Source organism: Pontibacterium granulatum (genome assembly GCF_029961155.1).
GTDB classification, from domain to species: Bacteria; Pseudomonadota; Gammaproteobacteria; order Pseudomonadales; family Balneatricaceae; genus Pontibacterium; species Pontibacterium granulatum.
The window spans coordinates 19,782-32,636 of the sequence record NZ_JASBRH010000018.1 but is presented as its reverse complement, the minus strand read 5'-3'; the positions used below and the strand labels follow the sequence as shown (position 1 = coordinate 32,636).

Annotated in this window: 12 protein-coding genes; 11 read left to right on the top strand and 1 reads right to left on the bottom strand. The window is 53.4% G+C overall.

Annotated features, from left to right (window positions below; translation table 11 throughout):
* The first annotated feature begins 130 nt into the window (after nucleotides 1-130).
* From QKW35_RS15475 to QKW35_RS15440, 8 genes are all read left to right on the top strand, one after another.
* Complete coding sequence (locus QKW35_RS15475; RefSeq protein ID WP_282354494.1) at nucleotides 131-1,447, top strand: NAD(P)/FAD-dependent oxidoreductase; 1,317 nt, start codon at nucleotides 131-133, stop codon at nucleotides 1,445-1,447.
* 67 nt (nucleotides 1,448-1,514) lie between these two features.
* Nucleotides 1,515-2,525 (top strand): TRAP transporter substrate-binding protein DctP, encoded by a 1,011-nt coding sequence (gene dctP / locus QKW35_RS15470; RefSeq protein WP_282354492.1) that lies wholly within the window; start codon nucleotides 1,515-1,517, stop codon nucleotides 2,523-2,525.
* Nucleotides 2,526-2,707: 182 nt separating this feature from the next.
* Nucleotides 2,708-3,211 carry a TRAP transporter small permease gene (locus QKW35_RS15465; RefSeq protein WP_282354491.1) on the top strand — a complete coding sequence of 168 codons (504 nt, stop codon included), beginning with the start codon at nucleotides 2,708-2,710 and terminating at the stop codon, nucleotides 3,209-3,211.
* Nucleotides 3,208-4,506, top strand: a complete 1,299-nt coding sequence (locus tag QKW35_RS15460) for a TRAP transporter large permease (protein WP_282354490.1) — start codon at nucleotides 3,208-3,210, stop codon at nucleotides 4,504-4,506. The genes QKW35_RS15465 and QKW35_RS15460 overlap by 4 nt, the downstream gene beginning before the upstream one ends.
* Nucleotides 4,507-4,530: 24 nt before the next feature.
* On the top strand, nucleotides 4,531-5,712 hold the full coding sequence (locus tag QKW35_RS15455) for a mandelate racemase/muconate lactonizing enzyme family protein (protein ID WP_282354488.1): 1,182 nt from the start codon (nucleotides 4,531-4,533) through the stop codon (nucleotides 5,710-5,712).
* 94 nt (nucleotides 5,713-5,806) lie between these two features.
* Nucleotides 5,807-6,154: a RidA family protein gene (locus QKW35_RS15450; protein ID WP_282354487.1), complete on the top strand. Its 348-nt coding sequence runs from the start codon at nucleotides 5,807-5,809 to the stop codon at nucleotides 6,152-6,154.
* Nucleotides 6,155-6,299: 145 nt separating this feature from the next.
* Entirely contained in the window at nucleotides 6,300-7,223 is a 924-nt protein-coding gene (locus QKW35_RS15445) for a LysR substrate-binding domain-containing protein (RefSeq protein ID WP_282354486.1), read from the top strand.
* A 101-nt stretch (nucleotides 7,224-7,324) separates the two neighbouring features.
* Nucleotides 7,325-8,098 carry an NAD(P)-binding domain-containing protein gene (locus tag QKW35_RS15440; protein ID WP_282354485.1) on the top strand — a complete coding sequence of 258 codons (774 nt, stop codon included), beginning with the start codon at nucleotides 7,325-7,327 and terminating at the stop codon, nucleotides 8,096-8,098.
* 9 nt (nucleotides 8,099-8,107) lie between these two features.
* Here the strand turns inward: QKW35_RS15440 and QKW35_RS15435 are convergent, their stop codons facing one another.
* The gene (locus tag QKW35_RS15435; RefSeq protein WP_282354482.1) at nucleotides 8,108-8,950 is read right to left on the bottom strand and encodes a LysR family transcriptional regulator; all 843 of its coding nucleotides are present in this window, start codon (nucleotides 8,948-8,950) and stop codon (nucleotides 8,108-8,110) included.
* A 273-nt stretch (nucleotides 8,951-9,223) separates the two neighbouring features.
* Between QKW35_RS15435 and QKW35_RS15430 the strand changes: the two genes are divergently transcribed.
* The 3 genes from QKW35_RS15430 to QKW35_RS15420 all read left to right on the top strand — a co-directional run bounded on the left by QKW35_RS15430 (nucleotide 9,224) and on the right by QKW35_RS15420 (nucleotide 12,678).
* Entirely contained in the window at nucleotides 9,224-10,096 is an 873-nt protein-coding gene (locus QKW35_RS15430; protein ID WP_282354479.1) for a DMT family transporter, read from the top strand.
* A 161-nt stretch (nucleotides 10,097-10,257) separates the two neighbouring features.
* Nucleotides 10,258-11,577, top strand: a complete 1,320-nt coding sequence (locus QKW35_RS15425; RefSeq protein WP_282354476.1) for a sensor domain-containing diguanylate cyclase — start codon at nucleotides 10,258-10,260, stop codon at nucleotides 11,575-11,577.
* A 99-nt stretch (nucleotides 11,578-11,676) separates the two neighbouring features.
* A complete protein-coding gene (locus QKW35_RS15420; protein WP_282354474.1) occupies nucleotides 11,677-12,678 on the top strand; it encodes an adenosine deaminase in 1,002 nt (333 codons plus the stop codon).
* The last annotated feature ends 177 nt before the right edge of the window (nucleotides 12,679-12,855 follow it).

Below are 12,855 nucleotides of genomic sequence, written 5' to 3'. Positions count from 1 at the left end.
ATATAACCCATTATTTCTATTGCCATTCCTTTTCATCATTCCACCAAGGAATGTCGAGATGCCGCATATTCGTTTGTGAGAAAACCGGGCACTAAATAGCATTTGACGACCGATTGTACGGAGCTATCAAATGCGAAATATAAAAAGAATACCTGCCATCGATGGTCAGTTAGGCTGGTATGAAACCGTCCCTTTCCAACGTCCGATGCCGGTTCAGAACGCCGAAAAAGACGAACACTTTGACGTCATCGTGGCAGGCAGTGGTTTCTCCGGTCTGGCGACGGCCGGACGTCTCGCAGAACTTCAACCCGATGCAAAGATCGCACTGGTCGACGCCCTTGAGATTGGACAGGGTACTGCTGGCCGAAACGCTGGTTTTATCATTGACCTGCCCCACAACCTGGATGCGGATGAGCCAAATCCGGAACACGATGCCAAGATCCGTGATCTGAACTGCTTCGCCATCGAGCGCCTGAAACGTATTCAGGAGCAACAAGGCATGAATGTACGCTGGCACGCAGCTGGCAAATACCTTGCAGCCCATGAAGAGAAACACTTCAGCAACCTGACGGCGTTCACCACCACGCTGGATGCGATGGGCGAAAAGTACGCAGTTTTAGAGGGTAGTGACCTGGCTAAAAAGCTGGGCACCCCGTACTACAAACGTGCCGTATACACCCCAGGCAATATTCTGATGAACCCGGCTGCACTGGCAATTACCGTTGCCAGCGCCCTACCGAAAAATGTCACCCTGCTGGAAAACACGCCTATCCGTTCCGTCGATCTGGAGAGCAAAACCCTCCAGACCGATAAAGCGAAACTTACAGCAGACACATTGGTACTGGCCACCAACGCGTTTACAGAAGAGTTCGGTGGTTGCCGTAACAAACTGGCGCCTGTATTCACCTACGCCAGCATGACTCGTCCGCTCACCAGCAGCGAAATGGCTCAGTTCGACGGTGTTGAGCCGTGGGGCCTGACCTCCGCGCACCCTGCGGGCACCACCGTGCGTCTGACGTCGGACAACCGCCTGTTTATCCGCAACACCCTGGATTTCCTGCCGGAACTGTCCAGCACAGAAGCACTGATCGGCAAGGCGCGCGAAAAACACCGCCGTTCCTACCTGGCCCGCTTCCCGCAGCTGAAGGACGTACCGTTCGAGTTCAGCTGGGGCGGAATGCTCTGCATGACCATGAACCACGAATCCGTATTCAAGCAACATGCGCCAGGTGTTTACGTGGTGGCTGCGATGAACGGCGTAGGCGTCGCCAAAGGCACCTACCTGGGTAACTACATGGCCGAATACATCTCAGGCGTTAAAAGTGCCGAGCTGGAATTCATCCTGAGTAATTCCAACCCAAGCTGGGTTCCACCCGACCCACTGCGCAGTGTTGGCGCACGTATCCGCCTCTCATTTGAAGAGCGATTGGCAAAAGGCGAGGTGTAAACCTCCCCGCCCGTTACAACGAAAGACGTCTTAAACATTAACGACAACAATAATCGAGGACTCACTGATGGCACTAACTATAAAAAAACTCCTGAAACCGGTGGTAACCGGTCTACTGGCCACCAGCCTGTTGGCATCCCAGTTGGCTTCTGCTGAAACCCTGAAACTTGCGACTGAAGCAGGCTCAAAAGACTCCCCTGCCGGTGAAGCACTGCGCAAGTGGGGTGATCTGATCGAAAAGAACTCTAACGGCGAGATTGACGTAAAGGTGTTCTACCAGAACGAACTGGGCGGCCAGCAGGAGATGTTTGACCTGTTGATGGCGGGTGATCTGGACATCATGCTCAACTGGCCAATGACCTCCTACGATAAGCGTATGGGTGTAGTGTACGCACCGTACATGACTCTGTCCTGGGAAGAAGCAGTCAAAGCGTACAGCCCAGGCGGTTGGGTAAACAACATGCTGGGTAGCATCTACGCCGATGCAGGCCTAAAGTTCTTCGGTCCTTGGCCTGAAGGGTTCAACGGTGTTGCAACCCGCGGCAAGTACTCTGTCAACATGGCAGACTCAGAAGGTCTGAAAGTACGCACCCTGCCTGCATTCCCATTCCCTCAAACTGTACAGGCACTGGGTTACCAGACTGCAGGTATCGATTGGGGCGAAGTCTACACCTCCCTGCAGACCGGTGTGGTTGATGGCGAGGCGGGCAACGTAATCTTCTGGGATTACGAGTACTTTCGTGATGCCCTGGACTACTACGTACGTACCAAGCATATGTTCATGACGGCGATCCTGACCATGAACCTCGACTCCTACGAATCCCTGTCTGAAGAGCATCAGAAGATCATCTCAGACGCAGCAACTGTGATCATGAATGACCAGTTCAAAGCCGCCAAAGCGACCGATGAGCTCTACGTTTCCAAATGGAAGGCAGCGGGCAAACAGTACTTCGAACCGACCGAAGAACAACTCAATGCGATGGCAAAATCTGCTCGCGAAAAAGTATGGCCTCTGATGGCTGATGAATTTGGCACCAAGATCATGGCTACCATCGAGAAAAACGCCAAGCCTCTTTAATCGCTTTTCCTGTTTTTAAGCGAATCCGCTGTTGCTCAGCCATAGCAACAGCGTTCTTAGGAGGGCTTCGATGGCTCTCGTACGCCCTCCATTTTTCTATGCAGTTAACTTCCCTCTCGTTGTAGAACCTGCCCGCTTACCGGCCAGGTCTATGACGATAGGCTCAATTGGAATGCTCAGTTATGTTGCGTTTCTTTTCTAATCTTGACCATTTCAGCAACCGTGCACTCAAAGCACTGGCGGTTGTCAGCAGTATCGCCGTGGTTGTATTGATGCTGTTTCTGGTTGTGGCCCGTTACATTCTCGGCTGGTCGGTCGTTGGTGTGATGGAACTCGTGATTATTGCGGGTATGTGGCTTTACATGTCCGGCGCCATGATCGCCAGTCATCAGAACGAACACCTTGTCGTCGACTTCCTTTACCAGCAACTCCAGTCCGACCGTGCCCGTGCAATCCACCAGATGCTCATCGGCTTGGGTACAGCTGTGATCTGCATATTCTTTATGGTCTGGTCCTGGAAGATGCTGGCCTGGGGCATGAAACGCCCACAAACCACACCGGGGCTATCAATCCCACTCTGGCTGCCACAAGCCTCAATCATGCTAGCGTCCGTCACCTGCTTTGCCTACGCAGTTCGCGACACCCTGCGCAGTATATCTCAACTCAAATCAGGTAAAGATTCATGATTGCTCTCACTGCCGTCGCTATTCTGATCGTGCTAATGGCGGTTGGAATGCCCGTCGCCTGGTCCTTTGCCGGAGTGCTGGCTTTTCTCTCAATAGCCTACGATGCCAACCTGAACACTTTGATGCTACAGGGCTTCCGCTCCCTTAACTCGGTCATCCTGATCGCCCTGCCGCTGTTCGTAATCACCGGCTACCTGATGCAGAGCGGTGGTATAGCCAAGCGCTTGGTGGAATTCATTGAAGTGCTGGTAGGTCGCCGTCGTGGAGGCATGGGTGCGTCGATGGTACTGGCCTCCGGTATCTTTGGAGCCATCGCGGGTACTGCAACCGCCGCGGTTGCTTCCATCGGCACCATCATGATCAAACCGCTGGAAGAACGGGGTTATCCGCGCGGATACTCCGCTGCAATGCTCGGGATCTCATCCCTGCTGGGCATCCTGATTCCGCCATCGATCACCATGATTCTGTTTGCGGTCGTGACTCGTCAGTCAGTCGCAGCCTGCTTTGCCGCCACCATCGGGCCAGCACTGTTACTGATTATTGGCTTGATCCTGACCAATCGCTTCTGCGCAGGTGGTTTATTCAAGGAGGTCATTAACCAGGCTAACGACGATATCTACAACAAGATCAGCAAGCCCAAAGCCGCTATAAAAGCGTTTCCGGCTCTGAGCCTACCACTGATCATTCTTGGCGGTATCTATGGCGGCATATTCACACCTACTGAAGCGGCCGCCGTGGCGGTATTTGCCGCAGTATTGATCGGATTCTTCATCTACCGCGATCTGACGCCTTCCCGTCTGGTGAGCGGATTGATCGGTGCGGCAGAAACCACCGGCTCGATCATTCTGATTCTGCTGTTCTCGTTCATGATCAGCCGTATTCTGGCCACCGAACGTATTCCGCAGGATCTGACTGAAGCGGTGGGTGCGATTGTCAGCGATCCATTAGCCGTGCTTATTACCATCAACATCTTCCTGATCATCGTTGGCGCGCTTATGGATGACGTTTCGGTCACTGTCATTATTGCCCCGCTGTTTATGCCACTGATGGTAGATGCTGGCGTGCATCCGGTGCATTACGCCTCCATCGTCGCGTGCTCGGTGGTGATCGGTGCCAACAGCCCACCCGTCGCCCCGATCCTCTATATGGCCTGCCGAATAGGCCGCGTATCTATCCATAACGCGGTAATGCCTGCGCTGATGTTTATCGCGGTCGTGGGAATGCCCGTGATGATGATCACCACATTTGTACCGGAACTATCCCTGTTTATTCCACGCTGGCTGGGCTTTATCTGATCCGCCTGGCTTTAGGAGTGAGTTATGAAAATTACTGCAATCAAAGCAACCCCAATTAACATTCCACTGGAAGCACCCTTCTGGTGGACTGGTGGTTACTACCCTGGCACCTCCAAAACCATCATTGAGGTGGAAACTGATGAGGGCATCATCGGCTTGGGTGAAGCTCCATCCGTCGATGTAGTGCACGCTATCGAGGCAATGGGCCAACGACTGATCGGTCTGGATCCACTGGATATTGCAGCCTGCGAAGCGGTATGCGTTCCACCGTGGCAGATTGTGCAAAACACCGATGATTCCTCGGTGGTAAAAGCCTTTGGCGCCATTGAGATCGCGCTTTGGGATATTCGCGGTAAACACTGGGACCAGCCGCTGTACAAGTTGCTGGGCGGTGCTGTCCGAAAAGAGATTCCATTTACCGAGTACTTTGCGTTCCGTCCTGAAGTAAACGGTAAAGGCGGCGAAATGAGCCCTGAGGCGGTGGCCGATTACTGTCTGCGCATGAAGGAGGAACACGGTTCCACCTATTTTGAAGGCAAGCTGATCCTGGGCGATCCTCAAAAAGAGATTGCGACAGTGAAAAAGCTGCGTGAAACCCTGGGTGAAGATGCCATGATCCGCCTGGATTCCAACATGCAGTGGTCACTTTCCACAGCGCGTTATGTGCTGGGTGCAATCGAAGAGTACAACATCCGCAACTACGAAGATCCGGTAGCAACCTTCGAAGAAATGGCCCAACTGCGTCAGCACAGCACCATTCCATTCTCTACCCATGTACCTGATATCCGACGTGCCGTAGCACTGGGTGCACCCGACAACGTCGTGACAAACTTCGCAGTTCTGGGCGGTATCAGCCACGCAATTCGCTTTATCGGTGCTTGTGAAGCGATGGGCGTGGGTTTCTGGTGTTACAGCGGCGATGCGGGCATCTGTACCGCAGCGTACTTGCATATGACCGCTGCCATGCCTTGGATTCATGAGCCGAGCCAGTCCTTGTTCCGCTGGCAGATCTGCGACGTGATCGAAGGCGGTCCGTTCAAGCAAAAAAACAACGTGGTGCTGGTGCCGGAAGGCCCGGGCCTCGGTGTCACCCTGGATCGGGAAGCGTTGGCCTACTGGCACCGCCACTTTGTTGAAAACGGCCCACTGGACCATTTCTACAACCCGGCAGCACCCGGAAAATTTAACCGCCTGCCGCTTAACTAAGTCACTTAAATAAGCCGCTTACATTTGACATTTAAGTAACCCAACACACCGGGCCTTGATTAAGGCCCGGGTCAAAAACACTAAAGGAAGTTCCATGCCTATCATCCGTTCCGAAAGCAACGATTACATGAGCCAGGCCGTCGTCTACAACGGCGTAGTTACCACCAGTGGCCAAGTAGCCAACGACTACAGTTCAACACTGGAAGAACAAACGTTGCAAGCATTGGAAAACGTTAAGAAGCAGCTTCTTGCCGTGGGTTCCAGCCCGGAAAAGATGCTGACCACCACCGTATACATGAACGACATCCGCGGTTTCGATACTATGAATAAAGTCTGGAAAGCGTGGTTTGAAGGCCATCCGAAACCTACCCGTGCCACGCTAGAAACTCGCCTGGCTGTGCCTGGTATGCTGATCGAGATCGTCGCTACGGCTTCGGTATAATCCCCTTCCTGTTTGCACCTTTAATCAGGAATTTGTGTCAGGCCTTGTGGCTTTTCTTTTGGCTACAGGGCCTGACACTTTTTTCATTTCCAAACGCTGTATCCCACGCCATACTTGGGAAAACGGAATTGAACTGGCTGTACCGATGAAACCACTCTACCGACGCCTCCCCCCACTCCAGGCCCTTGCCTTTTTCGAAGCCGCGGCACGCCACAACAGCTTTACCAAAGCCGCCGAAGAGTTGTGCGTCAGTCAGAGCGCGGTCAGCAAACAGATCAAGCATCTGGAGGAATTTCTAAGCACCGAGCTGTTCCTCCGTGGCCCGCAAGGTTTGGAGATCAGCGAAGACGGCAAAGAGCTCTATCTGGAAGCCCAAGCCGCCTTGGAGAAACTCTCTGCGGTCAGCTCCCGGATCCAGAACACCAACCGTACCCATGAACTGACCATCGTGGCGACGGTAGCCGTTGCCCACTACTGGTTGTTCCCTCGGGTGGCTTTGTTTAAGACCCAGTTTTCCGACATCAACATCAACATCTACTCCAGCGATCAGATCGATGAAACGATGTGCCTGCAGCACGATCTGGGCATCTTGTATGGCGATGGTGACTGGGACGCTCCACTGAACTCCCATTACCTCTTCGATGAGAAGATCTACGCGGTTTGCGGCCCAACCTATCCGTTCGAGACCTGTCAGGAACCGGAGCAGCTACTCGGCCAGGAGTTGATTCACTTGGGACCGTCTAAATGGCGCTGGACCTGCTGGTCTGACTGGTTCAAAGGATTTGGGATCGATTACGAGATTCCGAGCGGCTCTATGTTGTTTAACAACCTGCCTCTCGTGTTGCAGGCGGCAGGCAACAATATGGGGATCGCTCTGGGTTGGGAATTTGCCGTGCAGGATCAGCTTGCCAACGGCACCCTTCGCCTGGCTTGCGAAAAACCGCTGGTCCCAAATCATGCAGACTATCTGGTCTACAACAACCAACGCCCACTAAACCCGGCGGCTGAATGTTTTCGTGACTGGCTTCTGGCTGAAGCCGCCGGTGAGATTGATTTAGCGGTAACGTAATCTGCCAGGCTTCCCAAGCAAAACCTCTGCCGCCTTGAGACAACCTCTGTAAGTATCGGTACGCTACGATAAATATCCGCTCACACAACAAGGCATAACTGATGGAACCAGCAACTCTCGGAATTCTCGGCGTTGGCCACCTGGCCAGCTATACCGTAAAAGGACTTCGCCACAGCGGCGACACCCGTACCATTATCCTCTCGCCACGCGGTGCGAGGGTCGCCAAAAAACTTGCTGATATCTGTAACTGCGAGATCGCGACCGATAACCAAGCAGTGATCGATCAGAGTGACCTTGTCCTGCTAGCAGTGCGCCCGGATGCACTGTCCGATCTGATAAATGGCCTGACATTCAAACCGAGTCAGACCGTGATTTCCGCACTCGCCGGTGTCACTATCGAGCAACTGCGAAGTCATCCAGAGCTGCGGCAGTGCGAATTGGTTCGCGTTATGCCTTCCACCAGTGCCGAGGTGTGTTCCGGCCCAATCCCACTTTATCCTGCAAACCCAGTGGTAGAAGCGCTGTTTGTCCAACTGGGCACCGCAGTCCCCCTCGAGTCGGAAGAGCTGTTTGACGTCGCCCTCAGTCACGCCTGCCTGCACGGCTGGAGCTACTTCCTGATCCAGCAACTGATCGACTGGAGCTGCGCACAGGGTATGGATGAAGCCACCGCTCGCAAAATGGTCGCACACTCCATCAGCAGCGCTGTCGATTTTGCTGAAGCCAAACCCGAACAGCGCTACGGCGAAATCGGTCGTTCGATTGCCACTGAGGGCACATTCACGTTGCAAGGCATCGAAGCGATTAAAGCCAATGGCGGCCTGGATAGCTGGCAGTCTGCAATGGAATTGATTGCGCAGAAAGCTAAAGGCTAAAGTCGGTCGTCAGGAGATCTTAGCTGGAAACATCTCGATCAGCTGCTGTATCCCCTCTTCCAGAGGATTGTCTTTACGGTAGATCATGGAGACGTGCACATACTCGTCTCCGTGCGAGACCTTCTCCATCAGCAAGTCTTTCTCATATCGACTGCCGATCACCATGTTCTCACTGATCACCGTATAGCCCAAGCCACCCGCGATACAGCCCAGCACACCATCGGCGCTGCTCATCACCAGCTTTTGATCATCACTGCGCCCCGCCTGCTGCTGCCAGGCTTCCGCGCATTTGCGGTAGGCACAGCCCTCTTCCCGCACACAGAGCACCTGTTCATATTCACCATCCTGCGGCGTCACGACCACCAGCGACTCATCCACGATGGGCACGGAGCGAATCGATTCGTGTGGCGTCACGTTGCCCACCACCGCACAATCCACTTTATTGTTTTGCACCGCAATCACCAACTCAGCACTGGTGGCGGTATGGATCTTGGGCCGGATCTGCGGATAGGCCTGCTTCAGCGCTTTCAGGGCCCGTGGCAGGTGAACCGCAGCAAAAGTTTCTGGCGTACCCACGCGCAGGTCATAACTGCCTTTACTCAAGCGGATCGCCGAGGCGGCTTGCTGCTCAAGCTGCAGAATCTCCTGGGCATAGCGATAGAGCAGCTGCCCGGTCGGGGTGAGCTCCAGCTTGCGCCCGGTGATACCAAACAGCTTCGCATCCAACTCCTCTTCCAGCTTCTGGATACGGCTAGTGATATTAGATTGCACCGTATGCAGCTTTTCGGAAGCGCCTTTGATACCACCTTCATCAACAACCGCTTTAAAGGTTTTCAGTCCGACTATTTCCATACCGTTCGCTTTTTATGAACTATATTCCTTGAAAGATTCATAAATCACGGTAGCAAAAGCATCAGCAAGAAGCGATCAGCTCAACGTCTAAGACCCATTATCCACGCTGTACCCCGGAAAAATAATCGGCCTGTATCTGTTTCGGAGCACTGATCAATATTAATCTGAGCAGGTCTTAACTGCCGTAAGCACCGGTGGCAGCACACAGGTCCCCCCCCCTGTCACCGTCGTCAGAAGATGGATGATTTACGCTTAACTCACAGGAGAACACCGTTGGACAACACTCGAGGCAGCCTCTTTATGATCCTTGCCATGGCCGCATTTGCCGTGGAGGATATGTTTATCAAAGCCGCCTCGGCGAACATGCCAACCGGTTTGGTACTTGCACTGTTTGGCTTAGGCGGCACGCTGCTTTTTATGCTGCTCACCAAACAACGGGGCGAGCAGATCATCCATCCTGCACTGCTCTCCAAGCCAATCTTGCTGCGCTCGTTGTCTGAAATCACCGGCCGTTTGTTTTATACCCTCGCGATCACGCTCACACCGCTTTCGAGTGCTTCGGCCATTCTGCAGGCTACACCACTCGTTGTGGTAATGGGTGCCGCACTGCTATTCGGGGAAAAAGTCGGCATTAAGCGTTGGTTGGCGATTCTGGTGGGTTTTGTGGGCGTGTTGATGATTATCCGACCTGGCCTGGAAGGTTTTACGCCCGCATCCATCTTCGCGGTAATCGGTACTCTGGGATTTGCCGGGCGCGACCTGGCAACGCGCGCAGCACCGCCGGTGTTATCGAATATGCAGCTGGGCGTGTACGGGTTCTTTGTGTTAATGCCGACCGGTTTTGCCCTGCTACTCTACTCAGGTGAAGCGATCTCATTCGATCCAGGCGCATCCATGCAGATTCTCGGCTCAATCATCTTTGGTGTAATCGCCTACAATGCGTTAACCATCGCCATGCGTGCCGGTGATGTATCGGTGGTCACACCGTTCCGCTACACCCGTCTTATCTTTGCATTGATTCTGGGTATTTTTGTTTTCGGTGAACGTCCTGACTTGATGACGTTATTGGGTGGCACTCTAATTGTCATCTCCGGCGGCTACACCTTAATCAAGAACCGCCGAGCTCCGCGAGCTAAAGCAGCATAATGCTCCCATTTCTAGGGGTACAAAATCGCCGCTAGTGCCCTGGCCAGCATAATTATTTCTACCTAAGTGTTTTCATGTACCAAAGCGGCATGTTCAGTCTGGTTATTGACTGTTTACTCGAATAAAATTGAAGGTTCACATCCGATGATGTAGTAGCCACGATGTCCGCAAAGAACCTTACCCAACTGCCTGCTCTGGAAGCTCTGTTCGATCACCTGGCGGATGCCGTATACCTGATTGATCCGGTAACCTCCAATATTGTTTGGGGTAACACCCAGGCTTGGAAAAGCCTGGGGATGAGCAAAGAGGACATCCTCCACCATAGCGTACTCAGCCTGCAAAAAGACGTTCATGGTGCACCGCACTGGGAAGTGATCGCCCACGAGATTTTCAAATCTGACTGTTTCCGCTTCCTTGGTCGTCACCTGCATAAAAACGGCCATGAGGTTGAAGTGGAGGTTAACACCACTCACTTTAGCTGGGATGGTCATCCCTACTTCCTATCCGTCGCACGAGACATCACTAACCGCGTGCTACAACAGCCACAAACCACGACTGATAATGCGGCAGAAATGTTTGCGCTGAAGGAAGCCAGCGACGGCACCTGGGACTGGAATATCAAAGAAGGCACAGTTAACTTCAGCCCCCAGATGAAACGCCTCCTTGGATACGGCCCGGATGAAATGCCGGGTGTTCTGGATACTTGGAAAGACAATGTCCATCCGGAAGACGCACCGCTGGTGATGGCCAACCTGCAGGCCCACCTCAATGGCCAACGCGCCCGTTACGATGCCACCTACCGCCTGAAAAACCGCAATGGCCACTACATTTGGGTGCAGGATCGAGGTCGCATTTGTGAGCGTGATGAGCAAGGCGTGCCTGTCCGCGCAGTGGGCATGGTGAATGACATCACCGACCAAAAACATACCGAGCAGAACCTGCAGAAACTGGCGTCGTACGACCCGCTTACCAATCTGCTGAACCGACGTGAAGGGATGACACAGCTGCAAGCGCAAATGAACATGGCACAGCGCCAGGATACCCCGCTGGGCATCGCGTTTCTGGACGTGGATCACTTCAAGAAAATCAACGATATTCACGGCCACCAGGTTGGCGACCATACCCTCAAAAAGCTTGGTAAGGTTCTGAAGAAAACCGTTCGCACATCTGACGTTATTTGTCGCTGGGGCGGCGAGGAGTTTTTGCTGTTTGCCAACAACAGCACCCTCAACGATATGATCACACTCGGTGAGAAGATCCGTACCGAGATCCAGAAAGCTTTCATCAGTGATATCTGCCCGATCACCATCAGCGTGGGCATTACTGTCGCTAGTGGCCAAGAGAACATCTCTGAAGTTCTGGTACGTGCCGATTCGGCGATGTATCGCGCAAAAGAGAATGGTCGAAACCGTGTCGAATATACACGCCCGGATGTCCTGCCCAGCTCAGTCGAGCTCAATTGCGGCGCGACTCAGGACTAACACCTAAATTCTAAATCCCCTCTTTTCTTTCAATGTGTTACGCGTTACAAACACGCACGTCTACACTTAGTACTAACTCCCATTGATAGAGACCTTCCTATGGAAAACTTCCTAAACGCAATGCCAAAGGCCGAACTGCACCTGCACCTCGAAGGTACGCTTGAGCCGGAGCTGATGTTTAAGCTGGCAGACCGTAACGGGATTGAACTGCCCTACGACTCCGTAGAGCAACTGAAAGCCGCCTACGATTTTGGCAACCTGCAGGACTTCCTCGACCTTTACTATCAGGGCGCCAATGTCCTTCAGACAGAACAGGACTTCTACGACCTGACCTGGGCCTACATCGAGCACTGCCGCGCCCAGCACGTGATCCATGTCGAACCGTTCTTCGATCCGCAGACCCATACCGACCGTGGCATCCCATTCGAAACCGTAATCAACGGCATCAGCCGTGCGCTGGACGACGCCAAAGCCCGGTTTGGTATCACCTACGGCCTGATCATGTGCTTCCTGCGCCACCTGAGTGAAGCAGCGGCATTTGAGACCCTTAAACAGGCTGAGCCGCATCTGGACAAGATCATCGGTATCGGCCTCGACAGCTCCGAGAAAGGTCACCCTCCCGCCAAGTTCGAGCGTGTGTTTGCCAAAGCAAGGGAATGGGGACTGCTGCTGGTTGCTCACGCCGGTGAAGAAGGCCCGGCCCAGAACGTGATCGACGCTCTGGACCTGCTACATATCAACCGTATCGACCACGGCGTACGTGCCTCCGATGATCCGGAACTGATCAAACGACTGATCGAAGACAAGATCGCCCTTACCGTCTGCCCGCTGTCTAACACCCGCCTGAAAGTGTTCAGCGACATGAGCAAGCACAACATCCTGGATATGCTGGATTCCGGTGTGAAAGTGACGGTGAATTCCGACGATCCGGCTTACTTTGGCGGTTACATGACGGAGAACTTTATGGCCCTCTACCGCTCACTCAACATGAGCAAAGAGCAAGCTCTGGAACTGGCACGCAACAGCTTCGAATACAGTTTCGCGAGCCGTGAACGTAAGGATGAGATGCTGGCGTTGCTGTCACAGTATCAGATGACTTAAGCCAGCCAGCCCCGTTCTGGCAACGCTCAAAGAAACGGCGGGGGTTAGCGCGTTTCATCGCAGGTCGTGAGTACCTGGAACTCAAACACGGATGCACTAACCCTCATTCTTTATCTGAGCGATGACGCCTTGCACACAGACATGCTCTGCAATACGGGGCTAACCAGAATGCCCAAC